The 25,552-nt window shown below is 33.8% G+C and carries 19 protein-coding genes; 12 read left to right on the top strand and 7 right to left on the bottom strand.

The features are described from left to right. Positions 1-79 precede the first annotated feature (79 nt). Positions 80-997, top strand: a complete 918-nt coding sequence (locus SD960_RS17430; RefSeq protein WP_318805033.1) for an alpha/beta hydrolase — start codon at positions 80-82, stop codon at positions 995-997. An 87-nt stretch (positions 998-1,084) separates the two neighbouring features. On the opposite strand, the gene SD960_RS17425 is transcribed toward SD960_RS17430, so the two are convergent. Further along, a complete protein-coding gene (locus tag SD960_RS17425; protein WP_318805032.1) occupies positions 1,085-1,987 on the bottom strand; it encodes a DUF6268 family outer membrane beta-barrel protein in 903 nt (300 codons plus the stop codon). Between the two features lie 150 nt (positions 1,988-2,137). Here SD960_RS17425 and SD960_RS17420 point away from each other — a divergent pair, with 150 nt between their 5' ends. The 4 genes from SD960_RS17420 to SD960_RS17405 all read left to right on the top strand — a co-directional run bounded on the left by SD960_RS17420 (position 2,138) and on the right by SD960_RS17405 (position 6,433). Further along, positions 2,138-3,154 carry a sensor histidine kinase gene (locus SD960_RS17420; protein ID WP_318805031.1) on the top strand — a complete coding sequence of 339 codons (1,017 nt, stop codon included), beginning with the start codon at positions 2,138-2,140 and terminating at the stop codon, positions 3,152-3,154. Beyond that, on the top strand, positions 3,154-3,846 hold the full coding sequence (locus SD960_RS17415; protein ID WP_318805030.1) for a LytTR family DNA-binding domain-containing protein: 693 nt from the start codon (positions 3,154-3,156) through the stop codon (positions 3,844-3,846). Before SD960_RS17420 ends, SD960_RS17415 begins: the two co-directional genes overlap by 1 nt. A gap of 226 nt (positions 3,847-4,072) precedes the next feature. After that, complete coding sequence (locus tag SD960_RS17410; protein ID WP_318805029.1) at positions 4,073-4,687, top strand: pyridoxamine 5'-phosphate oxidase family protein; 615 nt, start codon at positions 4,073-4,075, stop codon at positions 4,685-4,687. Between the two features lie 111 nt (positions 4,688-4,798). Continuing rightward, positions 4,799-6,433, top strand: coding sequence for an NADP-dependent glyceraldehyde-3-phosphate dehydrogenase (locus tag SD960_RS17405; protein WP_318805028.1), 1,635 nt, complete (start codon positions 4,799-4,801; stop codon positions 6,431-6,433). 354 nt (positions 6,434-6,787) lie between these two features. On the opposite strand, the gene acnA is transcribed toward SD960_RS17405, so the two are convergent. The 3 genes from acnA to SD960_RS17390 all read right to left on the bottom strand — a co-directional run bounded on the left by acnA (position 6,788) and on the right by SD960_RS17390 (position 11,465). Continuing rightward, positions 6,788-9,562, bottom strand: coding sequence for an aconitate hydratase AcnA (gene acnA, locus SD960_RS17400; protein WP_318805027.1), 2,775 nt, complete (start codon positions 9,560-9,562; stop codon positions 6,788-6,790). Between the two features lie 359 nt (positions 9,563-9,921). Then, positions 9,922-10,713 carry a DUF2490 domain-containing protein gene (locus tag SD960_RS17395; protein WP_318805026.1) on the bottom strand — a complete coding sequence of 264 codons (792 nt, stop codon included), beginning with the start codon at positions 10,711-10,713 and terminating at the stop codon, positions 9,922-9,924. Then, a complete protein-coding gene (locus tag SD960_RS17390; RefSeq protein WP_318805025.1) occupies positions 10,713-11,465 on the bottom strand; it encodes a carbonic anhydrase family protein in 753 nt (250 codons plus the stop codon). Before SD960_RS17390 ends, SD960_RS17395 begins: the two co-directional genes overlap by 1 nt. A 470-nt stretch (positions 11,466-11,935) precedes the next feature. On the opposite strand from SD960_RS17390, the gene SD960_RS17385 reads away from it, so the two are divergent. From SD960_RS17385 to SD960_RS17375, 3 genes are all read left to right on the top strand, one after another. Further along, entirely contained in the window at positions 11,936-12,478 is a 543-nt protein-coding gene (locus tag SD960_RS17385) for a cysteine hydrolase family protein (RefSeq protein WP_318805024.1), read from the top strand. 146 nt (positions 12,479-12,624) lie between these two features. Further along, a complete protein-coding gene (locus SD960_RS17380; protein WP_318805023.1) occupies positions 12,625-13,497 on the top strand; it encodes a helix-turn-helix transcriptional regulator in 873 nt (290 codons plus the stop codon). A 67-nt stretch (positions 13,498-13,564) separates the two neighbouring features. Beyond that, positions 13,565-14,920 (top strand): MATE family efflux transporter, encoded by a 1,356-nt coding sequence (locus tag SD960_RS17375; RefSeq protein WP_318805022.1) that lies wholly within the window; start codon positions 13,565-13,567, stop codon positions 14,918-14,920. 252 nt (positions 14,921-15,172) lie between these two features. Here the strand turns inward: SD960_RS17375 and SD960_RS17370 are convergent, their stop codons facing one another. Genes SD960_RS17370 through SD960_RS17360 form a run of 3 tightly spaced genes read right to left on the bottom strand, consistent with a single transcriptional unit; the run spans position 15,173 to position 18,581 of the window. Then, positions 15,173-16,474, bottom strand: a complete 1,302-nt coding sequence (locus SD960_RS17370; protein ID WP_318805021.1) for an ATP-binding protein — start codon at positions 16,472-16,474, stop codon at positions 15,173-15,175. Positions 16,475-16,503: 29 nt separating this feature from the next. After that, positions 16,504-16,950, bottom strand: a complete 447-nt coding sequence (locus tag SD960_RS17365) for a response regulator (protein ID WP_318805020.1) — start codon at positions 16,948-16,950, stop codon at positions 16,504-16,506. Positions 16,951-16,955: 5 nt separating this feature from the next. Further along, positions 16,956-18,581, bottom strand: coding sequence for an ATP-binding protein (locus tag SD960_RS17360; protein ID WP_318805019.1), 1,626 nt, complete (start codon positions 18,579-18,581; stop codon positions 16,956-16,958). A 309-nt stretch (positions 18,582-18,890) separates the two neighbouring features. Here SD960_RS17360 and SD960_RS17355 point away from each other — a divergent pair, with 309 nt between their 5' ends. From SD960_RS17355 to SD960_RS17340, 4 genes are all read left to right on the top strand, one after another. Next, positions 18,891-19,316 (top strand): response regulator, encoded by a 426-nt coding sequence (locus tag SD960_RS17355; protein WP_318805018.1) that lies wholly within the window; start codon positions 18,891-18,893, stop codon positions 19,314-19,316. 329 nt (positions 19,317-19,645) lie between these two features. After that, a complete protein-coding gene (locus SD960_RS17350; protein WP_318805017.1) occupies positions 19,646-22,384 on the top strand; it encodes a substrate-binding domain-containing protein in 2,739 nt (912 codons plus the stop codon). A gap of 230 nt (positions 22,385-22,614) precedes the next feature. After that, entirely contained in the window at positions 22,615-23,973 is a 1,359-nt protein-coding gene (locus SD960_RS17345; protein WP_318805016.1) for a sugar porter family MFS transporter, read from the top strand. Next, positions 23,936-25,546: a glycoside hydrolase family 32 protein gene (locus SD960_RS17340; protein ID WP_318805015.1), complete on the top strand. Its 1,611-nt coding sequence runs from the start codon at positions 23,936-23,938 to the stop codon at positions 25,544-25,546. The genes SD960_RS17345 and SD960_RS17340 overlap by 38 nt, the downstream gene beginning before the upstream one ends. Positions 25,547-25,552 lie beyond the last annotated feature (6 nt).

Raw genomic sequence — 25,552 nt, 5'->3', positions numbered from 1 at the left:
CCGCAATTTTGTCCTGTCAATAAGAAATGACAGAGATAAAAAATCAAAACTTTAAAATAACAATTAAAACACAAAACAAATGAAAACCAATTTAAAAACAATCGTAACAACAAGCTTCGCCATTTTATTATTAGCAGCAACAACTGCATTTTCTCAAAGCCAAAGAAAACCCGCAAGTCTTGGAAGAGAAGAATATATTGAAGTAGAGAAAAATGTAAAATTGCATGTTACGGATTTAGGAGAAGGAAAACCGGTAGTATTAATTCACGGATGGCCATTGAGTGACGCCATGTACGAATACCAATATGCAGAACTTATCCAGAAAGGATACCGAGTTATCGGAATTACTTTAAGAGGTTTTGGATTATCAGACAAACCGGGCGGGGCTTATAATTATGATGTTTATGCAGATGACATTAAAGTGATTCTGGACAAACTTAAAATTGAAGGAGCAACCATCGGCGGATTTTCTATGGGAGGCGCAACAGTGATTCATTATGTAGCCAAATACAATGCAGCCCATGTTTCAAAACTGGCTTTGTTTGGTGCAGCGGCTCCACTTTGGACTAAAAGAGCCGACTTTAACTATGGTTTCTGGACAAAAGAAGATGTAAACGGTCTTATTGCCCTTAATAATACCAACAGACCACAATTGTTTGAGAATTTCGGAAAAATTTTCCCTGCTAATGAAACAAGCGTATCTGCGGGACAAGGTGCATGGTTAGGAACCATTCAGGCACAGGCTTCTCCTTATGCAATGGCAGAATCTATGAAAGCGCTTCGTGATACTGATTTAAGAGAAGATTTGAAAAAAATCAAAATACCAACTCTTATCCTTCACGGAACACAAGATAAAATCTGTTCTTATGAACTGGCAGAGCAAATGCATAAATCAATTGCCAATTCAACTTTGGTTCCATTCGAAAAAAGCGGTCATGCTTTGTTTATTGAAGAGCTTCCAAAATTCAATGCAGAATTGATCAAATTCATACAATAATAAATACTTTGCAACGAAAGGCTGTCTTTTAAAGACAGCCTTTTTATTATAACATTCTTTTGATTTAAAATAAAATCAAAAGCATTCTTAAAATTTATAATTAATCTGAGCCGCTGCATAAGGTGAAAAATCAAAATAAGGACTTTCTTTATCTTTAAAAAGGCTTTTGAGATTTCGATCCTGAAAATAAGCAAATCGTACGGCATTGACTCCAAGTGTAATTGGCAGGCTAATATTCTTATTTATCTTGATTTCAGGCCTTAATCCTGCAACAACATACTGGTGCGTAAAAATCACATTTTTACCGTCTTTTTTAAGCAAAGCCATCTGACCATTCATTTCGGCAATTATTTGTAAATTAAGTGTATTATTAAAATTGTATCCGGCTGAAGCCTGAATTCCATTAAGCATTGAAAACTTAAAAGTATATTTTCCTTCGGAGTTGTAATTTACATATAAAGCAGGAAAAAGCATTGGGTATCCAAGAGTATTTGTAAAGGCAAGTCCCGCACCAAGATCCAGTTTAGGGTTGATTTTTTTTACAAAAATCGCACCGCCATTGCCCAGAATACTATTGGCATTCACTTTAGAAATCTGGGTTTCGCTGTTGTAGATTCCGGCACCGGCAAAAGCAATAAGAGACCATTTTTGACTCAATTGTCGAATATTAACAACTGAAAGCTGAACGTTGGTAATATGGGACAAAACCAAGTCCTGAGTAAAATTTTTGTTGTCAAGCCTGGCATGATCGCCCGATAAATTAAGAACCCATGTTGACGAAAGGCTATCTTTATTTATTTTTACAGCAAGAGGAATATTGGCAATTCCGCTATAAACCATAGCAGAACCTTTACTATTGCCCACTTTGTCACCATCGTTATTTTTATAATCTGATGTACCAAAATATTCGGTTTTAAAAGATACTTGTGCCCTTGATTTTACATTCATAAGTAAAAAAAGTAATGCAGCTAAAATTAATGTTGTTTTCATGATATAGATTTGTTTGTAAAAATTTCGGAACAAAACTATATTTTTACTTCAATGCTCTTTTTTGCTTTTGATAAGTGGTCGTTTTTTGTTGACCAACGGTTTTCTATTGCCGATTAGAAAAAGGTATTTTTGTAAAAAATAAAACAAACCATGTTTACTGTAAAAAAAGCAGATTACGTATTTTGGGCATTTATGTTCCTGATGACTTTATTGCAATTGTCCGATGACTTGTCATTTTTGGGCGGTGTTTTGTTTTCACTAGCCATCACATTAACCTTGAGAATACATGTGCGGTATGTGATAAACAGGCTGGCAAAAAGGTATTTGAATAGTCAAAGTTCCATAAAATTCATCCTGTATGCTTTGTTTGCGAGTGTTCTAACAGCTGTAATTTTGACATTTGAAGGCTGTTTAATTGTGGAAGTAATTCCCTCTGAGAGACTCGTAATGCCCAATGACATCCTGTCTTTATTTTTCGGAATGCTGATGGTAAGTATTCTGATCTCCGGAGGGAGTTATTCAATAGAATTATTCAAGCAGAACGTAGAATCTGAAAAACTTCATCAGGAGTTGAAAAACAGTGTTTTAGAAAACGAAATTGATAACCTGCGAACGCAATTAAGCCCGCATTTTACCTTTAATATCTTAAACAATCTGCAATTTTTAATCCGAAAAGATAAGGAGGAAGCACTTGAACTGCTTTCCAGATACAGTAAAATACTGCAGTATTATGTTTACGAATCACAAAACAAATGGATCAAACTAGACGATGAAATTTCTTTTTTGAAACATTATTTCGAATTGGAAAAAGACAGGTCCGGCGAAGATTTGGAGATTTCTTTTCAATGTAATATTACAGAAAATCACTTGATGATCATCCCGTTTCTTTTATCGACTTTTATTGAAAATGCCTTTAAACATGTTTCCGATTTTGCTGATAAAACCAATTACATACACCTACACATCTATTTGGAAAATGAAAACAGCCTTTTTCTGAAAATAGAGAACACGGTAGATTCGGCATCAGACAACAAAAAAACAAAAGGTGTCGGACTAAAATATGTTAAGAAGAGACTGGATCTTTCTTATCCGGGTAATTATAGTCTTGAAATTAAGCGGGAAGAAAATAAATACAGAGTAGAACTTCAAATAAATCTGAATAGGTAATGACATGTATAGTAATAGATGACGAGCGCATTGCCCGTGAAGGATTGAGTGAATTTATCAAAGAATTTGATTTTTTGGAAAACAGAGGTTCGTTTTCAAACGCACATCAGGCAATGGAAAAATTAAAAAGTGAAGCCATCGACCTGATATTTCTGGATATACAAATGCCTTTTTTAAACGGATTGGAATTTGCAAAAATGATAGCAGATAAACCCTCGATGATTGTTTTTACAACTGCTTACTCTGAATATGCTTTGAAAGGATACAAGGTAAATGCGGTAGATTATTTACTCAAACCCATTTTTTTTGAAGATTTTAAAGCCTCTGTTTTTAAGGCAAAAAAGATGTATGATTTAATCTTTCAGCAGGAAAGTACAGTTAAGCCGTTGTTTTTTAAAGAAAATGGTATTTTTTTAAAAGTACTGCCCACTCAAATTTTATATGTCAAGAGTATGCAGAATTATGTCGAAATACATCTTGAAAACCAAAAACGGATAATTGTACACCATACTTTAAAGAGTATTTTGGACCAATTGCCTCAGGAGGATTTTTTTCAAATTCATAAATCCTATATTGTCAATACAAAATATATTACCCATATAGATGGCAATACTTTATATCTGAATGAAATCAGTCTGCCCATTGCCAGAAATAGAAAGGAAGCTATTTTAGGAGTTTTTCTTCCGCGTTAGATTTTTTACGAAGTAGTATAGTTTTTGTTCTCTGCCTATTTTTTTTATGGATGCAGGAAGATATTCATTGTATCATAGATATTACTGATTGTAAAAAGAAAAGTTATATAAAGAAATCGGTTAAATTTATATGGTAATTTAAAGGACATTTTTACATCAAAATAATAGTATTGATGATCCTTAAAATTAAACTTTCACACAGTTAGGAAACTAGAATCATCAAAACATGAACTACGCGCAATTAGCATTTACGGATGCCATAAAAAAAATGCAGGAAGAAGTAGGAAGCAGAAGTGCTTATGACCGCATGGAAAAAATGTCGGTTGTTGATGGACTTACAGATAACGAAATTAATTTTATTGGTGATCGGGATAGTTTTTATATGGCAAGTTTTGGAGAAAATGAATATCCATATATCCAACATCGTGGCGGACCGGCAGGATTTATTAAAGTAATAGATAATAAAACAATCGGAATTGTAGATTTTTCTGGAAACAGGCAATATATTTCGACGGGTAATATTTCTAAAAATGAAAAAGTCGCTTTAATACTGCTATCATATCCACAAAGAGCAAGGCTGAAGATTTATGCAAATGCAAAAATTGTTGATTTAGAAGAAAATGAAGAATTATATAATCTTTTGAAACCAGCAGATTACAAATTCAAACCAGAGAGAATGATGATTTTCGAAATTCAGGCATACGACTGGAATTGTCCACAGCATATAACACCTCGTTATACAACAGAAGAGATAGAAGAAGCTTTACTGCCACAAAGAGAATACATTAAAAACTTAGAAAATAAGATAAAAGAGCTTGAATCAAAATTATCCGGTAAATAATGTTACAATACTTGTTAATAATCTTGATCTTATGATTGTTAAAGAATTAAATGTGTTAAATTAGTAGTACATTTTTATTGAAAAGCCGGATTACAAAATAATTTATTGAATATGGAAAATTTAAAAGTATCACAGACTGCTATTGACAGTCTGTTTGTGGAGGAAAACATAATTCCTCAGGAATATCAGATTTCTGAAATTCATCAGCGTGAATACTTATTAGACGGGAAATTAGTTCCCTGGAATGGTGAAGTTACCGAAGTTTTTTCACCGGTTTTTATTCCTGGTCCCGATGGACTTAAACGCAAGCTGGTAGGAACAATTCCGCATACTTCTGCCAAAGAAGCTTTAGTTTCTCTGGATGCAGCAGTTGCGGCTTATGATAACGGACAAGGTGTTTGGCCAACCATGAGTGTCGAAGACAGGATTAAATGTATGCAGAAATTTGTATACCTAATGATTCAGCAACGTGAGTTAGTCATTAAATTATTGATGTGGGAAATCGGAAAAAGCCTTCCCGATTCAACAAAGGAATTTGACAGAACGGTAGAATATATAAATGCTACTATCGATGCACTAAAAGATCTGGACAGGCAATCATCAAGATTTGAAGAAGCAGAAGGTGTTCTGGCTCAAATTCGCAGATCTTCATTAGGAGTTGTTCTAAGCATGGGACCGTTTAATTATCCTCTTAATGAAATTTTCACCACCTTAATTCCCGCTCTTATAATGGGAAATACTATTTTGTTTAAATTACCTAAACATGGAGTTTTAGCGCATTATCCTTTGCTTAATGCTTTTAAAGAAGCATTTCCTCCGGGAACGGTAAATACACTTTACGGTAGAGGAGCTGAGATAATTTCTCCGTTAATGGAAAGCGGCAAAGTAAATGTATTGGCTTTTATTGGTTCCAGTAAAGTCGCAAATAGTTTAAAGAAATTGCATCCAAAAGCAAACAGACTTAGATCTATTTTAAGCCTTGACGCCAAAAATGCAGCCATTGTAACCAAACACGCCGATATTGACGTAGCGGTAAGTGAATGTCTTTTAGGATCGTTATCCTTTAACGGACAACGTTGTACGGCATTAAAATTAATTTTTGTACAAAAAGAAATCGCAGAGGAATTTGTTAAAAAATTAAGTGATGCAGTAGCAGCTCTGAAACCGGGACTTCCGTGGGAAAAAGACGTTAAAATAACACCGCTTCCTGAGTTTGACAAACCGGCTTATCTTAAAACCTGTTTAGATGATGCTCTGGCAAACGGAGCAAAAATCATAAATGAGAATGGGGGGTATTCTAATCATTCATTAGTTTTTCCAGCTGTTGTATATCCTGTCAATGATAAAATGAAATTGTATCACGAAGAGCAATTTGGACCTATAATTCCGGTTGTCCCTTTTGAGTCTATAGACGAACCAATAGACTATCAGATTAATGCCTCACATGGTATGCAGGTTAGTATTTTTAGCGAAGATCCAAAAGAAGTTTCAAGCCTTATTGATCCGTTTGTTAATCTGGTAAGCCGTGTTAATATTAATTGTCTTTCACAACGCGGACCCGATGTATTTCCTTTTACGGGAAGAAAAGACAGCGCAGAAGGAACTTTATCAATATCTGACGCCTTGCGATCTTTTTCAATACGTTCACTTGTCGCGACTAAATCTACAGATGCAAATAAAAAACTATTTAATTCTATTATTAGAGATCATGATTCTAATTTTTTAAGTACAGATTATATATTTTAGTATTTAGACAACAAACTATATTAGTTGGTTATATAAGAAAGGCTGCAATTTATTGCAGCCTTTCTTTTTTAATTACTTACACTAATTTCAATTCAAAAACAGCATGAATTTGTTCTTTCAATAAAATAAAACTTAACCTGTTGGGTGTAATGCATAAAAAATTAATTAAACACATAGAAACATAGATTTTATATTTTTGAAAAAAGCAATTCAAAAAGAAACTTTGTTTCTCACACATAGCTATGTTTGTTAATGCAAGTGAAACGCCTTTTTTGAGTTCAATAATTCTATGTTTCTATGTGTTAAAAATAATTGCACCCAACGGGTTAAAACTTGGACTATAAAGCTTCTAATCTATTCCGCTGCTTGAAGAAATTGTCTTAAAACATATTGTAATATTCCATCATTTCTGTAATATTCAATTTCAATTTTTGAATCAAGTCTCGCAATAACATAAAAGCTAATCACTTCACCATTTTCTTTTTGAGCAGTTACTTTAAGTTCCTTTAAAGGTTTTATATCCTGAGCGATTCCGGATATAGAAAAAATTTCCGTGCCGGTAAGTCCAAGACTTAAAGCATTTTCTCCATTTTTATATTGTAAAGGCAGGACTCCCATACCTACTAAATTGCTTCGGTGAATACGTTCATAGCTTTCAGCAAGTACAGCTTTTACACCCAATAAAAAAGTTCCTTTTGCGGCCCAGTCTCTCGATGAACCGCTGCCGTATTCTTTTCCTGCAAGGATAATTAATGGGGTATTAGCGGCTTTATATTGTATTGAGGCATCATAAACACTCATTTCTTCACCCGTTGGAAGATATTTGGTATAGCCGCCTTCTTTATCTGCCAAAGCATTTTTAATGCGGACATTCGCAAAGGTTCCTCTAACCATAACTTCATCATGGCCACGACGGGAACCGTATGAATTGAAATCGGCTTTTTCAACATTTCGGCTTAATAAATATTTACCGGCTGCAGAATTTTCATTAAAAGAACCCGCAGGAGAAATATGGTCTGTGGTAATGCTGTCTCCAAGGACTAATAAAGTGCGGGCATTTTCAATATCTTGTAATTCTTTTGGAAATTCAGTAAGATTTTTAAAAAATGGAGCTTCTTTAATGTATGTAGAATGATCATCCCAGGCATATATTTTTTGTTCCGGTATTTTTAATTTTTGCCAGGTTTCGTTTCCGTCAAAAATAGTCTCATAACTTTTAGCAAATTGTTTAGGAGATAAAACATCGCTTAAAACCTGATGAATTTCATCATCTGTTGGCCAGATATCTTTTAAATAAACAGGCAACTGATTTGGATCAAAACTTACAGGTTCATTCATTAAGTCAATATCTACTTTACCGGCAAGTGCAAAAACAACTACAAGCATAGGCGACATTAAAAAGTTCATTTTAATCTGCGGATGAATTCTTGCCTCAAAATTTCGATTACCGGATAAAACAGATGCCAAAACAAGGTCGTGGTCTTCAATAGCTTTGGCAATATGTGCAGGCAAAGGTCCTGAATTACCAATGCAGGAAGTACATCCATAACCCACAACGTGAAATTTTAATGCTTCAAGATCTCCCAATAAATCTGCTTTGGCAAGATAGTCGGTTACTACTTTTGAGCCCGGCGCAAGTGAAGTTTTTACCCATGGCTTTACGTTAAGCCCTCTTTCCCTGGCTTTTTTGGCTACAAGTCCCGCACCAATCATTACATAAGGATTCGAAGTATTGGTACAGGATGTAATAGCAGCAATAGCAACTGCCCCATCAGAGAGCATAAATTGTTCATTGCCTAAAGTTACGGCAACGCTTTTTATACCATCTTCTATTTTTTCTTCAATTTTTGCATTTTCCGGAATTATGGCATCGCCCTGTATTGGCTGCGAACCTCCTTCGCCCGACCAACGAACAACTTGTTTTTGCGGAAGACTTTTTCTTCCAAAGCTTTTGTCGAGCATATCTACAAGAGAAGGCTGTAAGTTCTTAAGAAGAATTTTATCCTGAGGTCTTTTTGGTCCCGCAATAGTGGGTTCTATAGTCGACAAATCAAGTTCAAGAATGTCAGTGTAGGTTATAGATTCATCGCCGGTTCTCCACAATAAATTAGCTTTACAATATTCTTCAACCAGATCAATCTGATCTTCAGATCGGTTGCTTAAACGCATATATTCCAAAGTTTTTTCATCAATAGGGAAGTAGGTAACCGTACAGCCAAATTCAGGAGACATGTTACCAATAGTTGCACGATCAGGAACACTTAAACTGTCAAGTCCCGGACCAAATACTTCTACAAATTTACCCACAACACCATATTTTCGAAGCAGCTCTGCAATAGTAAGTACCATATCTGTGGCGGTTGAACCAAGCGGAATTTTCCCCGTAAGTTTCAATCCGATAACTTCCGGCATAATAAAATAAATAGGCTGTCCTAAAATAGCGGCCTCGGCTTCGATACCGCCAACACCCCATGCGATGACACCTATTCCGTTTACCATTGGCGTATGACTATCGGTTCCAACCAAAGTATCCGGAAAAATTTCTCCGTTTCTTTCAATCACGCCTTTAGATAAATATTCTAAATTAACCTGATGGCAGATTCCCATACCAGGAGGAACAACACTAAAATTACTAAAGGACTGCTGGGCCCATTTTAAGAATTCATAACGTTCAGAATTTCGCTTGTATTCTTCTTCCATATTACTTAAATAGGAATATTCCGTTCCAAAATAATCAACCTGCACAGAATGATCGATAACCAGATCTACAGGAATTAATGGATTTATCATATCGGGATTTTTGCCCCTGCGCTGCGCTTCAGCCCTTAGAGAGGCAATATCCACAACGGCAGGAACTCCTGTAAAATCCTGCATCAGTACACGTGCAGGTTTAAAAGGAATATCTTTATCAGAAGCTTCTGGTTTCCAGTTCAGCAGGGTTTCGATGTTTTCTTTTGTGATGGCAAAATCATCATAATTACGTAGTACATTTTCTAAAAGAATCCGAATAGAAAATGGCATTTTTTTTATATTAAATCCCTGGTTTTCCATCTCAGCAAGACTGTAGTACGAAAAAGTCTTGTTTTTAGAAGTTAACAGTCTTTTAATTTGATAAATGTCGTTTTGCATAATTAACAGTATTTAATTTAAAATGGTGTGATACAATTGAACTTGTAGACATACAACAGCTATTGATCAATTATTTTTTTGGTTCATAAATTTAAGTTTATTGCCAAAAAGCCTGCCGTATTTTCAAAGTATTGATTTTTAATACTTTTACGTGAAGTTAGTTAATTATGTTTATGATATATCGTTATTTGATAGTGTTTTTTCGATAATTTTGAAAAAAAGTTTATTTCTCAAGATAGATTTCACGAAAAAAACCAGATGAATATTTAGCAAAGAATCAGAAGTAGTTTTTAAGATCTAGAAAACAAAAAAGCTGAAAAGTAACACTTTTCAGCTTTTTTTATTTGGTCTCAAAAGCGTTATTCAATCGCTTTATTTGTTTTGGTCAGGTCAAAATTTAAATTGGTATTCAATATAAATCCATTATTGTTTTGAAAAACGTTTTGTCCGTTTATTTGTCGGCCCAATTGTACGGTTTGGTTAAGATAACCTCCTTCAATTCGTACATTTTTATTGAATCGGTAACCTAATAAAATCCCGATTCTGTTTTGGTCAAAAACATTGACATTTACATTTTTTCCAAAACCAATAAAAATTTCATCATAGAAAGCCAAATATGGTGTTTTGTCTTTTATTTCATTCCCTTTTAAAGGAACCTGAAGCCTAATCATATATCTGATTCTGTTTAGTAACGGAAATTCATCTTCGGTTGTTTCTGCTAATGAGCTGTAACGGCCTACGAATCTTTGTTCTAACATAAACCGATGCGAAAAATCTACAATTCCTTCTTTATGACCAAGCTGCACCATTTCAAAAATTCGGTGCTCGGTAAAATCTCTGCCCATTCCATTTATTGGGATTTCGCCATACGGATACGTTTCTATCCAGCCATATCCAACTCGGAATTGTACTCTTGGATTTAGGTTATAATTTATTCCAACGCGCAATAAACTTTGCTGCCATTCGGTAATGTATTCATTTCTGCGCCATTGGTATTCGGTATGGATTCCAAATTTTTCGGATATTTTAAATGTTCCAAAAAAGTTATACCATCCAATCTCGTTATTGGTGTGTATGCGATTGTTTTGACCAATTGCCGACTGTAAACCACCAACTAAAAGGATGGTCCATAAATAATTTTTAATGCTCATTATTTTAAAAATTCAAGTGTTCCGTCTGTTAAATTATAAAACACGCCTACAATTTTAATTTCACCTTTATCTTCCATTTCTTTTAAGATAGGACTCTTTTTACGAATTTGGTCGATAGTATAAATCACATTGTTTTCTGAAACGTGTTTTACAAATTTATCATTTTTAGATGTTTTTTCACCATTAAAATCCTGACTCATTGCTACTGCCGGTTTTATTTTTGAAAGCATAGCCGTAATATTACCCAGTTTTACATCATCAATTGCGCCTTTTATAGCACCACAATGCTGGTGTCCCATTACTAAAACCAACTTTGCACCCGAAACTTTGCAGGCAAATTCCATGCTGCCTAATAAATCTTCGTTTACGAAATTCCCCGCTACACGTCCGACAAAAATATCTCCCAATCCCTGGTCAAAAACATCTTCTACAGGTACACGGCTATCTACACAACTTAAAACAACTGCTTTTGGATACTGTCCCGGAGCCGATTTTCTTGCTTGTTTACTGTGATCACGCACAGTTGTCGTACCGCTTTGAAAACGTTTATTTCCTTCTATAAATTCCTGTAAAATAGCATCAGGCGTAAGTCTGGTTTGCTCTTCCTTGGTCATTACATGAGAAATTACAGGCTTAACCTCTTCTTTTACAGCCGAAGCTGCATTTGATTTTTCCGTTTTTGTTGCGTTGTTGCAAGAAACCAAAAGTACAGCTGTACATAGCATTACTATTGATTTAAGTTGATTCTCCATTTCGTTATTTTAAATTAAATGTGCCTACTTTGTAAAACGGTGTTCAGCATTTCCGTTTATTATTCTTTACTATTTATGTAAAACAAGAAAAGAGATAATTGCCCTACTTTAAAATCAATTCTTAACCTTAATTTTGCTTTAACTGTATTAAATTCATATTCTAACCAGATTTGATTTTAAAATTTTATAATCAATATTTTCAACTTTGTTTTTTAGCGTGAAGTATAAAATTGATGAATTTTGAGGTGTATTTAATTTGGGTTTATCAATACAAAAATAGTTCAATTTAAATATTACAGGGTAATTAAAGACTTTAATTCATAAGGAGTTTTTTTAGTTTTGAGAAGAGCTTTTTATGAGTGTATTAAATGAAACTTCGCACTTATCAAAATGGTATGAATTCTGAGTGTTTTGGTATCTTATAATTGTGGTCTGCATTTTAATTTTGTCTGATATAAAAATTAAATAAAATGAGCAAAGCACTATTATTAATCGATATCCAGAAGGAGTATTTTAAAAATGGCGCATTAGAACTTGTAAATCCTGTTGCGGCAAGTGAAAATGCACAAAAATTACTGGAACATTTCAGAAAAGAAAATAATACAGTTATCCACGTACAGCATATATCTCCAGAGGGTGTTCCTTTTTTTATTCCCGGAACAGAAGGAGTAGAAATCCATGAAAATGTAAAACCATTAGCAGGTGAGAAGGTAATTACGAAACAGTTTCCTAATAGTTTTAGAGGTACAGATCTGCTCGAATATTTACAGTCAAAAAATATAACAGAGCTTGTTATTGCCGGTATGATGACTCATATGTGTATTGATGCGGGAACAAGGGCCGCATTTGATTTTGGTTTTGAATGTGCCGTAATTGGAGATGCCTGCGCTACAAGAGACCTTCAAATTAATGGTCAAAATGTTAAGGCTGCAGATGTGCATAACGCTTTTTTAGCGGCGTTAGAATTCTCTTATAGCAAAATTTTAACAACAGCTGATTATCTGCGTTCCTAAAAAGAAAATATAAATCACATTATTAAATGAGCTGTAGCAAATTACAGCTCATTTTTTTTTATTTAAGATTCTAATAATGAAATTAAAATTCGCAAGGAGTTTAAATCACCTAATTGAGTTGTAGATTTGCAGTAACAAGAGATAAAATGAAAACAGTAAAATTTCATAAAACCGAATGTGGAGTAGAAGTTCTCCTGAATGTTTTGCACGGAGATACGCTCAGTGAAAAATATTTGGAAAGGGATACTTACAACACGGATTTTTTTGAAATTCTGCTTTTTAAAAAAGCCAAAGGATCCTTAGTTTTAAATCAGCAGAAAATCACTATTGCGGACAACACCATTGTATTTATTTCTCCTTTTCAAAAAAGACAATGGACGTTGGAGAAAGAAGGACTGGATTTTACGGTTTTAGTGTTTCAGGAAAATTTTCTTAATGATTTTTTCTCAGATAAATTTTTTACCTATCGGAAGCTTTATTTTTATCAATTGAATTATCCCTTGTATATTACTGTTGATGATGAGCAACTCCAAAAAGCGCTGAATCAGCTTATGGAAATCAAATCTGAACTTGTAAATAGCAAAACAGACAGCATTCACATTATACGTTCGCTTACCTATTATCTGCTTTTGAAATTCAATCGAATATATGCTGAGAGAAATCATCTATCAATTGAAAGGGCTGAAAATAACTATGCTTATCAGTTCAAGCAGTTACTGGAATTGCATATAAGGCAGAAACAGAGAATTGATCATTATGCCGATTTATTGAACGTAAGCAGAATTACCATTAATACCTGCGTAAAAAAACAGTTTAATGTTACGGCGACAGAACTCTTAAAACAGCGGTTGCTTTTTGAAATTAAAAACGATCTCATACATTCCGGAAAGACAATTGCCGAGATTGCCTATGATCTCGATTTCTCGGAACCCGGACATATGATGCGGTTTTTCAAAACCCAGACCGGGATAACAAGTGGTCAGTTTCTGTTAGATTATCAAAATGGCATCTTTTCATAAGACCAACCTTGATCAAAGTTAAAAAATAAATTTAGAGGCATTGACTTGTCTCAAATAGTGAATTATTATGTTGAAAAAATACAAATCAAATAAAATATATTATCAAAGTACCATTGCGCTGGCAGGACCTGTTGTTATTTCACAATTGGGTCATACTTTGGTACAAACCGTAGATACCATTATTATTGGTCATTATGCCGGAACCATATCGCTGGCAGCAGTTTCGTTAGTGCATTCAGTTTTCATGGTGATTTTGGTCATTGGATTGGGAATTGCCTATGGGTTAACGCCTTTAATTGCACAGGAAAACGGGAAATCAAATTTTAAGGAATGTGCTAAACTTCTTTCTAATAGTTTATGGCTTAATATAATAGCGGCAATAGTACTTTTTATAGTAGTCTATTTCGGCTCCATGTTTGCCATGCAACACGCCAATCAGGATCCTAATGTCGTAGAAACAGCAAAACCATATCTGCTTATTTTAAGTTTGTCGATTTTTCCGTTAATGATTTTTCAGACGTTTAAGCAATTTGCAGAAGGACTTGGTTTTACCAAACAAGCCATGAACATTACAATTTGGGGAAACCTGATTAATGTAGTTATCGCAGTTATTCTGGTAAAAGGAATGTTTGGCATTGAGCCAATGGGAGTTAAGGGAGTAGGAGTTGCAACTTTGGTAGATAGGGTTTTAATGATGGTAGTAATGGCGTGGTACGTATTCAAATCGCATAATTTTAAAGATTATATGCTGCATTTTTCTGCAAAGTATATTAATCTTTCCAAAGTTCTGGCGGTAGTAAAAATTGGTCTGCCGGTTGCTATGCAATATGTATTTGAAATAGGTGCGTTTGCAGCAGCAGCTTTAATTGCGGGTCAATTGGGGGCAACAGAGCAGGCTGCACATCAAACTGCTATAACACTTGCGGCAATGACCTACATGATGGCGGGAGGAATTGCTTCTGCAGCAACCATTAAAATTGGAAATAGTTTCGGAAATCAGAATTATATGAGGCTTCAGAAATTTGCTCATGCTTCTTATCATTTGGTGATTATATTCATGCTTTTCTTCGCCGTTATTTTTACGCTTTTCAATCAATATTTGCCTTTTTTAATAACAAGTGATGTGAATGTGGTAGCAATAGCTGCACAATTATTGCTGATTGCCGGAATTTTTCAGCTGTTTGATGGTACTCAGGTTGTAGGATTGGGAACTTTGAGAGGAATGGGCGATGTCAATATTCCAACTTTCATCACTTTTGTTGCTTATTGGATCATTGGTTTGCCGTCGTGCTACATTCTGGGTATTTATTTCAATATTGGAATTCAGGGAATTTGGTACGGTTTATCTTTAGGCTTGTTAACATCCTCTGTTTTGCTTTATTTAAGATTTAAATATGTTATAAATAAAGCCTTGAAAAAATAATATACCTGTTTGTGTAATTATTAACACATAGAAAATATAGAATATTGAACTTAAAAAGACGTTTCACTTGCATTAACAATCATAGCTATGTGTGAGAAACGAGTTTCTTTTTGAATTGCTTTTTTCAAAAATATAAAATCTATGTTTCTATGTGTTAATTAAAATATTTTGACATTACATTCAACGGGTTACATATATTAACTCGTTTTTCTATTGAAGTTATCTTTACTTTTTGCTTTATTTTATGAAATATCATAAAGTGTAATGCAATTCTTTTTGAGTGTGTTTTAATGCTGCAGAACTTTTATCAAAACTTTCAGTGACCGGGATATAGATATTAAAACTTACCCCTTTATTTAAATTTCCATCAGCAAATATAATTCCGTTATGATTCTCTACAATTTTTTTGACGATAGCCAAACCAATTCCTGTTCCTAAATAATCCTCGCTATGATGAAGCCTTTGAAAGATAACAAAAATATTTTCGTTGTATTGGGCATCAAAACCAATTCCATTGTCCCGAAAATTCAGGTGCCAGTAATCGCATATCTGCGGGCTATGCGACAGATTAAGAAGCCTGAAATCTTCATTTTTCAGAATACTGGATTGTATGGTAATTTGGGGCGGAATATCAGGGATCGAGAATTTTAGAGAATTGCTCATTAAATTATAAATAAGCTGGCGAAATTGGAAAGTTATTACATTTACCGGGATTAATCCGTTTATTTTAAAAACAGCTTTTTTTTGCTGAATTATATCTGTAAGTTCTGATTTTACATCTTCAATAATATCCTGTAAATCGTTCATTTCAAAATGATGATCGGTAGTAGTAACTCTTGAAAACTCCATCAAATCCTCAATGAGCTGTCTCATTCTGGTTGCCGCGACATGTATGCGTTTTAAATTGTTTTTTCCGTCTTCTGTTATATTATTCATTTCCTTTTCCATCAATATTGAAATGAAAATCTGAATTTTTCGAAGCGGTTCCTGAAGGTCATGACTTGAAATAAAATTGAAAGCAAGCAGTTCTTTATTAGCATTGAGCAGTTCAATAGCCCTTTTTTCTTTTTCAGCATTTTGAAATTCCAATTCCTGATTGGCTAAAAGTAATGCAGCAGTCTGAATTTTTAGTTTCTGCAGCAGATCTTCTTTTTCAAATAATTCCTCAGCTTCTTTTACCGCACGGCTTATCTTTTGCAGCAAGGATGAGAAATTATTTTTAGATACATAATCTGTTACACCTTCTTTTATAAGCATTACAGCATTTTCTTCTCCAATGATACCGGAAATTATTATAAAAGGAATATTTAGGTTTTTGTCTTTTATAATTTTAAAGGCAGAAACAGCATCAAATGACGGAAGAGAGTAGTCTGATAATATAATATCGGGTAAAAAGTTTTCAAGGGAATCTTCAAATGATATTCTTGATTCAACGATTTTTGAAACAAACGATAATCCTGATTTTGTAAGATGACGTACAAGTAAATCCGCATCAGCGCTACTATCCTCTAATATCAATATTTTAATATCTTCTTTTATGTGATATGGAATCATAATTTTAGAAATAATCGTTTGCTTTAAATTTATGTTGCAGGCTGGCTAAGAATCATCCAGTACATTCCCATTTCTTTTATGGCATTAAAAAAATTATTGCTGTCAACAGGTTTTACTATATAACTGTTGGCACCAAGGCTGTAGCATTTTGCTATATCAGGATCTTCCTGTGAAGAGGTTAGTATAACCACCGGAATTGATTTAAGATTAGCATCACTTTTAACTTTTTCCAATACCTGCATTCCTGACATTTTAGGCATTTTTAAGTCTAAGAGAAGAAGTTTTGGATATGCTTTTGGATTTCTTTCGGCATAAATATTTCTGCAGTATATAAAATCGAGTGCTTCAGCTCCATCCTTCACATGCAAAAGTTTGTTTGTAAAACCGCTTTTATTTAATGCGCGTATTGTTAACAAAGCATCTTCCATGCTGTCTTCGGCAAATAAAATTTCAATATCGTCGTAATTCATTTTCATATTTTTTAATTTTTAATATCAGGCAGGCTAAAATAAAATTTAGCGCCCTCGTCTAGTTTTGATTCGGCCCATACAGTTCCGTGGTGACGGTTTACTATTTTTTGCACAATTGCCAGGCCAATACCAGTTCCGGAAAATTCTTCCTGTGAGTGAAGGCGCTGAAAAACACCAAACAATTTATCGTAATATTCCATGTCAAAGCCAGCGCCCCAATCCTTTATGCTATAGATAATTTTATTATTTTTTGATGCTGAAGTGATTTTAATATGGGTTTCAGGTTTATATTTTGAATATTTTATTGCATTGGAAATTAAGTTTACCCATACCTGTTTAATAAGTGAGGGATCACCATTTGAAGGAGCAAGTTCATCAAGCTCAAATATTGGATTATTTTCACCTTTTTCTATTGTGATGTCGTTAATAACTCCGTTTACTAATGCAGTCATATTTATATTGGCAGAAGACACCTGTTTACGTCCTAATTTGCTAAAAGCCAATAAGTCATCTATCAATATTCCCATTTTATTAGAGTTTTTGATTATGGCATTAAACATGTTTTTCCCATCTTCATCAATTAAATCAATATGATCTTCGATTAAAATTTGGGTATAACCATTAATGGCACGTATAGGGGCCCGAAGATCATGGGAAACAGAATAAGAAAACGATTCCAGCTCTTCCTGGGCTTTTTTAAGCTCATCGTATGCGAGGGTCAGTTCCTTGCTTCGTTTTTCCTGATAAGCAAGTTCTCTGTTTTTTACAATCAGTTCGGCTGCACGTTTTTGCTTTTCGACCTTTCTTTTTTCTTTCAGAATATTTTCTGCAGCCAGTTTTTTATTTGCAATTATCAATTCAGCAGCACGTTTTTCTTTTTCTTTGCTTTGTATGGCAAGTTCTTTATTGGCTATAATTAATTCCTTTGCTCTTTGTTCTTTTTGTTCGTTTTGAAATTTCAGTTCCTTATTGGCAATTACCAGTTCTGCAGCACGTTTTTCTTTTTCTTCATTCTGAAAAGCAAGTTCTTTATTAGCGACGGCCAATTCAGAGGCGCGTTTTTCCTTTTCCTGTGCCTGTACCGCCAGCTGTAAAAATTGCGTTTTCGAAAGCGTAATATCTGTGGCTAATTTTAAGATTTTATAAGGCTTGCCCAAAATATCCAGAATGGGATTGTAACTTCCTAAAAGCCATATTAATTTTCCGTTTTTGGCTACTCTGACGAATTCATCTTTTTGATAAATCCCTTTTTTCAGGTTGCTCCAGAATAATTGATAGGCAGTAGATTGTGAATAGGCGGGATCAACTAAAAGGCGATGATGTTTTCCTAACAGATCGGCTTCATTGTAACCCATTATTTCCAGAAAATTTTTATTTACACTAAGTATATTTCCATCAAGATCAAACTCGATTGATGCATTCGAAGTATCAATAGCATTAACATGATTGTTTAGCTGCTGTTCTTTTGCTTTTAGCTGTTTTTTAAGGTTTTGGATTTCTGCTGTTTGTTCTTTGCTATTTGCAATGGAAACTTTATTTTTTACAGCAGTATTTTGATCGTTTTCTTTTTCATTAAAAGATAGTTGATCTGAGAAAAGGACTGTTTCCTTTTTGTCATTTTTTTCTTGAATATTCATATAATACGAAGTTATATTTAGAAAAATAATGGCAATAATTTGCTGGAAAAGCACCTATATTTTTAGTAATTATTAGAACGGATACCTAAAATTAATTTTAAGATTATTAGGATATAAACGAATATAGCGAAATTAAGTGATTAAGCACTTACTTATTTCTATTATTTATAGAATAAAGTAAGTCCTGTAAAATAAAATGCAATAAACTACACACCCTGGCAGCTATTTTAATTAAATAGTTATTTTTTTATTTCAGGAATAATGTATGGTTAAATTAAGTACCTTTCTCACAAATAAATAAAAGAATTTATGAACAAGGGCGGACCAATAATTATTATAGAAGATGATCAGGACGATCAGGAAATTCTGGGTTTGGTATTTAAGGAACTTAATTATAAAAACGAAATCATTTTTTTTGGTGATGGGGAATTGGCACTTGATTATTTAACAGCAACGTCGGTTGAGCCTTTTATTATTTTCTCAGACATTAATATGCCAAAATTAAACGGAATAGAGTTACGTTCAAAAGTTCACGAAAATGAAGATTTGAGAATGAAATCGATTCCTTATTTATTTTTTAGTACTGGTGCAGAGCAGCAGCATGTTATTGAAGCCTATTCAAAATCTGTACAGGGTTTTTTTATAAAACCTTCCGATTTTACAGAAATGAAAAACCTGATAAAAAGCATTGTAGAATATTGGCAGAAATGTGTTTCGCCAAATTATATAAAATAAATAATGTTTTTAATATTAAAGTATTAAGAACAAAACAACTACTGTAAAATGGATTTTTTGGATCCAAAACGTATAATTTTCAACACAACATTTTGTTTAAATTTATTTTGAAGCAAAAAAAAAATCCCTGTTTCCGCTAAACAGTAGCTGCACATGAATTTTTTATTTACTGATTTGGATACACGAAATAAAAGTTTAATTTTACCTTATTATATATTGCCTTCCCGCTTGTCAGTGAAAAATAATCCTTCCTAATTATTTTGACAGGTTGTTGGTCTAAGAAGGTTTTTTTTGAAAACTCATTTTTCATCTGTATAAACTCATTATTCATGTATTCAATTATAAAATATATTTTGATGCTTTTTTTAGCATCATTAAGTTTAGTTTCCTGTAAGCAAAAACAAGGTGATAAAATCAAAGTTGGATTTTCTCAGGCCATGACTACCGATGATTGGCGCAAGCAAATGAACAGTTCTATAAAAATTGAAGCTTCGCTGCAGCCTGAAGTAGAATTAAAAATTAGTGATGCTAATAATAATATCGAAAAACAGATTGACGATATCGAAAGATTCATCTCTAATAAAGTAGATGTAATTATTGTATCTCCAATTCAATCAAAACCCTTAACCGCCGTAGTCGAAAAATCTATAAAAGCCGGAATCCCGGTTCTTGTTGTAGACAGAAAAATTGATGGCGAAAAATACACGGCTTATCTTGGAGCTGATAATATTGAAATTGGACGAATTGCGGGTCGTTACATAGTTTCGCACAGTAAAGGTTCATGCAAAATTATCGAAATTACAGGAGCAATTGGTTCTTCGCCAGCATACGAGCGCAGCTTGGGATTTGGACAAATAATAAAGGAGAACAAACGCATAAAAATCGAGAATACAATTCATGGTGATTGGGAGGGAGAATCGGTAAAAGAACCTTTAAAGGCAATTTTGTTAAGCAATCCCAATATTGAGTACATTTTTGCCCATAATGATCGTATGGCATTAAGCGCCTGGGAAACGGCTAAAACTGTAGGACTCGAAAAGAAAATTAAATTTATTGGAGTAGATGGACTAAATACCGTAAATGGCGGTATAGAATTGGTAAAAAGCGGCGTTTTAGACGGTACTATTTTATATCCGACGGGAGGAAATGAAGCCTTAAAATTGGCTTTAAAAATGTACAATAAAGAACCAATTGCAAAAAACAATATTCTCAATACCATCGTAATCGATAAGAACAATGCTGAAATTATCGAAAATCAAATGGATAAAGTCGATCAGCAGCAAGCCGTTATCGATTCGCAGCAAGGAGCAATAAAAATTCAGGAAAAAGAATATGCTTCACAGAACAATCTGGTTCGATTGCTCAGTTTCTTTTTAGTAATTATTTTGAGTTTAACGATTTACAGTATTTATTCGACTATTTCAATTTCAAGAAAGAAAAAACAGCTAGAGAGAATTAATCAAACGGTAATTGATCAGAATAATGAAATTCAGGAAATGGCTCAAATTGCCCAAAAAAGCAATGAAGCAAAATTGAATTTCTTTACCGGACTTTCGCATGAATTTAAAACACCCATAACTTTGATTATGAGTTATGTAGAATCGTTAATCGAAAATGAAAAAATTAAAGGAACCACGCTTGTCGATGAGGTAAAACTAATTCATAAAAACTCAAACAGATTACTTCGATTAATAAATCAATTACTGGATTTTAGAAAAATTGAAGAGCAAAAATTCACCTTAAGAACTTCAAATACAAAAATCTATGAGTTTACAAATGAAGTAATGACCAACTTTAAAGGCGAAGCTGCCCGTAGAAATATTGATTTTCAGCTTACTTGCAAAAACAAAAACCTGGAATTGTTTATCGATAGGGGATTGATGGATAAAGTGTATTTTAATTTGCTTTCGAATGCCTTTAAATTTACACCCGATAACGGAAAAATCACGATTTCGATTATCGAAAATCACGACAATACCGTTAAAATCAGTTTTAAAGATTCCGGAATAGGAATTCCCGAAAATGAATTGTCGAATGTTTTTAATCCGTTTTTCAGGGCTTCAAATAATAATAAAAACAGTTCAGGAATTGGACTGCATCTCTCTAAAGAATTTGTGCTTTTACATCACGGAACAATCGAACTAAAATCAAAACAAGGAAGCGAATTTGTAATTACTTTATTAAAAGGAATCAGTCATTTACAGCCTTCTGAAATGATTAATAAAGAGGAGAATCTGGATGTAACGCCAAATTTAATATCAGATAATTTAGATATCGAGACTGAATTAAACGTTGTAAATGTAGTTTCTGAATCAGAAAAACATACGCTTTTGGTGATAGAAGACAATATCGATCTGGTCGCATTTTTAAAAGCTAAATTATCAAATGAATATGTAGTTCATACTTCTGACGGAAGCGACGCGATCGAAAAAGCAATGGAAATTGTTCCGGACATTATCATTTGCGACATTAATCTCGTAGACAAGGACGGTTATGAAATTAGCAAAGAGTTGAAAAAGGATTTGCGTTCGTCACATATTCCAATTATTATTTTAACAGCGCAAAGTGATAAAGAGTCAACCTTGAAAGGTTTGCAAAGCGGAGTAGATCAATATCTTACAAAACCTTTTAGTCTTTCTATCCTAAAACAATCCATTTCGGGTTTGCTTTTCAACAGAGAAAAACTTCGTTATTATTACACCAATAATATCTATCGCATTGAGCCTGAGTCTAAATTTGGCAATCAGGAACAGTCCTTTATTACTAAAATGAATGATATTATCAAGTTGAATGTTGAAAATCCTAAATTCTCGGTTGAAGATTTGGCCGATAAATTAGGGGTTTCGCGAGTGCAGCTGTATCGAAAGGTAAAAGCTATTATCGGGATTAATATCAGTGATCATATTAATAATGTAAAATTGGAGAAAGCGGCAGAGCTTTTAAAGTCCAATAACATGAATATTTCTGAAATTGCATACTCACTTGGATTCTCTTCTCCCAACTATTTTTCTACAGCTTTTAAGAATAAATTTGGAATTTCACCAAAGGAATACAAATCTTCTAATTAATAGTAGTTCAAAATTGATACAAAACAGGTATCAATTTTGAACTAAATGTAACAAAATCGAAACTACACGGTTTTCGTAAATAAATTTTAAATTATCTAAAGCCTTGTAAATAAGGCTTTTGTTGTTTAAGTATCAAACTATCATTATTTATAGAATTAAATTGTAACATCATTAAAAATAAGTTGTTTTTTTTGCGGATATCTTAGCGATAAGTTTTTAATACATCTACAATGAACAAGATATTAATTTGGTCTGTTACTGCTGCACTGGCAGGTTTTCTATTCGGTTTTGATACCGTAGTTATTTCTGGAGCTGATAAACAATTACAGCTTCTATGGCATTCTTCTGATGCTTTTCATGGATCTGTTGTTATGGCAATGGCACTTTGGGGAACTGTTGTAGGTGCTATTTTTGGAGGAATCCCAACTAATAAAATAGGTCGAAAAAAAACACTTTTCTGGATCGGGATTTTATATTTCATTTCGGCTGTAGGTGCTGCTTTTGCAAATGATCCCTTTGTATTTGCCGCCTTCAGATTTATAGGAGGTTTAGGAGTTGGCGCTTCTACTATAGCCGCTCCGGCGTATGTTTCTGAAATTGCTCCGGCTGACAAACGCGGACGTCTGGTAGCTTTATACCAGTTTAATATTGTACTGGGAATTTTAATTGCCTTTATCTCAAACTACTTTTTAAAAGATATTGGAGAAAATGCCTGGCGTTGGATGGTAGGAGTTCAGGCTATTCCATCTTTTATTTATATTCTTTTTATACTTACAATTCCAGAAAGTCCAAGATGGTTATTGTCTAAAAACCGTGATGAAGAAGCTCGTAAAGTATTGTATAAAATTGATCCAACTGCAAATCTTACTGATATTATGGACGATTCAAGAGAAAACGGAGTAACGAAACACGAAAATATCTTCATGAAAAAATACCGTTTTCCATTAATATTGGCTTTTTTAATTGCATTTTTCAATCAATTTTCCGGAATCAACGCCTTTCTATATTATGCGCCAAGAATTTTTGAAGAAGCAGGTTTAGGACAAAATACCGCTTTATTAAGCAGTATCGGCATCGGGATTACCAATCTTATCTTTACTTTAATCGGTGTAGCATTAATTGACAAATTAGGAAGAAAGTTGTTAATGTACATTGGTTCTGTAGGATATATTATTTCCTTAGGATTGGTTTCGGCTGCATTTTATTTCAATTGGGGAGGATTATCAGTACCTATTTTCCTTTTCTTATTTATTGCATCTCACGCCATTGGTCAGGGAGCTGTAATCTGGGTTTTTATCTCAGAAATTTTTCCAAATCACATTCGTGCATCCGGGCAGGCATTTGGGAGTTCGGTACATTGGGTTTTGGCAGCGATTATTCCCTCTTTAATTCCAATGTTATTTTCAGAAATAGGTCCCGAAGTCGTATTCTTAATTTTTACACTTATGATGGTCCTGCAATTACTGTTTGTCATTTTTCTAATGCCGGAAACGAAAGGAATATCATTAGAAGTTTTAAGTGAAAATCTAACTAAAAAAAATATCAAAAACCATGAAATCAAAGAAACACATACCGCTGGCATTTTATAGTGCAGCTGTACTTTTAATAGGAGCTTGCAAACCGACTTCGGCGACAGCCCAAACAACAGCAGTAACTACAGTTTCAACTTCTATTGAAGAAAAAATGTACCGTCCTAATTTTCATTTTACACCAAAAAAAGGCTGGATGAATGATCCTAACGGAATGTTTTATGCCAACGGATTATACCATTTGTCTTATCAACATTATCCTGATGGAAATAAATGGGGACCAATGCATTGGGGACATGCGGTTAGTAAAGATTTAATTAAATGGGAAGAACAGCCAATTGCAATTTATCCAGACAATGATAAATATATTTTTTCTGGAAGTTCGGTTGTTGATGCGAACAATACTTCGGGTTTGGGTATTGGAAAAACAGCTCCTATTGTAGCGATTTATACGCTGCATGATATGACAAAAGAAAAAGAAAACAAAATTGATGTTGAACGACAGGATATCGCATTTTCGAATGACAATGGTTTTACATGGAAGAAATTTGACCAGGGAAATCCTGTCATAAAAAATCCAGGAATTCGTGATTTCCGTGACCCAAAAATGACCTGGGATGAAACTCATAAACAATGGATTTTGGTTTTGGCGGCACAAGACCGTGCTCAGTTTTACAAATCAAAAGATATTAAAAACTGGGAATATTTATCTGATTTTGGAAAAAATATTGGAGCCCACGGAGGTGTTTGGGAATGCCCTGATTTCTTCGAAATAAAAGTAAAAGGCACCAATGAAACCAAATGGGTTTTAATTCAGAGTTTAAATCCAGGTGGAGCAAACGGAGGTTCAGGAACACAATATTTTATTGGAGATTTTGACGGAAAAACGTTTACGATGGATTCAAATTTTGCAAAAAAAGTAGAACAGGAAAAAGCCGTTTGGATTGATTACGGAAAAGATAATTACGCCGGAGTAACCTGGAATAATGTTCCGGCTGCTGACGGACGAAGATTATTTATAGGATGGATGTCTAACTGGGATTATGCGCAAGATGTGCCTACGACTGCGTGGAGAAGTGCTACTACAATTGCACGTGAAATTCAGTTAGTAAAAAAAGGAAATGATTATAGCTTAATTAGTAATCCGGTAAAAGAAATCAACAAATACGTTTCTAAAACCATCAAAGCAAAAAACCTTAAAGGAAAAGGGAAACTTTCAATTCCCGAAGCAGGAAAAGTTGATTTAACCAAGGCGATTGTCAATTTTGATTTAAAAAACTTAAAGCAGGACAATTACACTTTTACACTTTCAAACGCAGCCGGTGAATCTTTAAGCTTCGGATTAAATAATTCTGATCATTATTTATTTCTGGATCGTTCGAAAGCAGGAAAAAACGATTTCTCAGAAAAATTTGCTTCAACAATTACCAAAGCAACTTTAGATGGAAATCAGAAAGAAGGCGTTTTTAAAATCATTTTAGACAAAACCTCTATTGAAATATTTTACAACAATGGCGAAAAAGTAATTACCGAAATCTTTTTCACAAACCAGCCCTTTACTTCTCTGTCAGTTTCTTCAAACGAAGGAATTGAAATGAGCAACATTGTACTTAACCAATTAAATATAAACTAACTAAAA

Origin of the sequence: Flavobacterium sp. MMLR14_040 (assembly GCF_033657265.1) — a bacterium.
GTDB lineage: Bacteria > Bacteroidota > Bacteroidia > Flavobacteriales > Flavobacteriaceae > Flavobacterium.
The sequence above is the reverse complement of the archived record's forward strand: the minus strand, read 5'-3'. Positions and strand labels throughout refer to the sequence as shown.

What these genes read in the sequence shown, in the direction of transcription:
- SD960_RS17345 (WP_318805016.1), top strand. Translation starts at nt 22,615, where the DNA reads ATGAACAAGATATTAATTTGGTCTGTTACTGCTGCACTGGCAGGTTTT.
- SD960_RS17425 (WP_318805032.1), bottom strand. Translation starts at nt 1,987, where the DNA reads ATGAAAACAACATTAATTTTAGCTGCATTACTTTTTTTACTTATGAAT.
- SD960_RS17420 (WP_318805031.1), top strand. Translation starts at nt 2,138, where the DNA reads ATGTTTACTGTAAAAAAAGCAGATTACGTATTTTGGGCATTTATGTTC.
- SD960_RS17380 (WP_318805023.1), top strand. Translation starts at nt 12,625, where the DNA reads ATGAAAACAGTAAAATTTCATAAAACCGAATGTGGAGTAGAAGTTCTC.
- SD960_RS17375 (WP_318805022.1), top strand. Translation starts at nt 13,565, where the DNA reads ATGTTGAAAAAATACAAATCAAATAAAATATATTATCAAAGTACCATT.
- SD960_RS17360 (WP_318805019.1), bottom strand. Translation starts at nt 18,581, where the DNA reads ATGAATATTCAAGAAAAAAATGACAAAAAGGAAACAGTCCTTTTCTCA.
- SD960_RS17365 (WP_318805020.1), bottom strand. Translation starts at nt 16,950, where the DNA reads ATGAAAATGAATTACGACGATATTGAAATTTTATTTGCCGAAGACAGC.
- SD960_RS17355 (WP_318805018.1), top strand. Translation starts at nt 18,891, where the DNA reads ATGAACAAGGGCGGACCAATAATTATTATAGAAGATGATCAGGACGAT.
- SD960_RS17430 (WP_318805033.1), top strand. Translation starts at nt 80, where the DNA reads ATGAAAACCAATTTAAAAACAATCGTAACAACAAGCTTCGCCATTTTA.
- SD960_RS17395 (WP_318805026.1), bottom strand. Translation starts at nt 10,713, where the DNA reads ATGAGCATTAAAAATTATTTATGGACCATCCTTTTAGTTGGTGGTTTA.
- SD960_RS17350 (WP_318805017.1), top strand. Translation starts at nt 19,646, where the DNA reads ATGTATTCAATTATAAAATATATTTTGATGCTTTTTTTAGCATCATTA.
- SD960_RS17390 (WP_318805025.1), bottom strand. Translation starts at nt 11,465, where the DNA reads ATGGAGAATCAACTTAAATCAATAGTAATGCTATGTACAGCTGTACTT.
- SD960_RS17405 (WP_318805028.1), top strand. Translation starts at nt 4,799, where the DNA reads ATGGAAAATTTAAAAGTATCACAGACTGCTATTGACAGTCTGTTTGTG.
- SD960_RS17410 (WP_318805029.1), top strand. Translation starts at nt 4,073, where the DNA reads ATGAACTACGCGCAATTAGCATTTACGGATGCCATAAAAAAAATGCAG.
- SD960_RS17340 (WP_318805015.1), top strand. Translation starts at nt 23,936, where the DNA reads ATGAAATCAAAGAAACACATACCGCTGGCATTTTATAGTGCAGCTGTA.
- SD960_RS17385 (WP_318805024.1), top strand. Translation starts at nt 11,936, where the DNA reads ATGAGCAAAGCACTATTATTAATCGATATCCAGAAGGAGTATTTTAAA.
- acnA (WP_318805027.1), bottom strand. Translation starts at nt 9,562, where the DNA reads ATGCAAAACGACATTTATCAAATTAAAAGACTGTTAACTTCTAAAAAC.
- SD960_RS17415 (WP_318805030.1), top strand. Translation starts at nt 3,154, where the DNA reads ATGACATGTATAGTAATAGATGACGAGCGCATTGCCCGTGAAGGATTG.
- SD960_RS17370 (WP_318805021.1), bottom strand. Translation starts at nt 16,474, where the DNA reads ATGATTCCATATCACATAAAAGAAGATATTAAAATATTGATATTAGAG.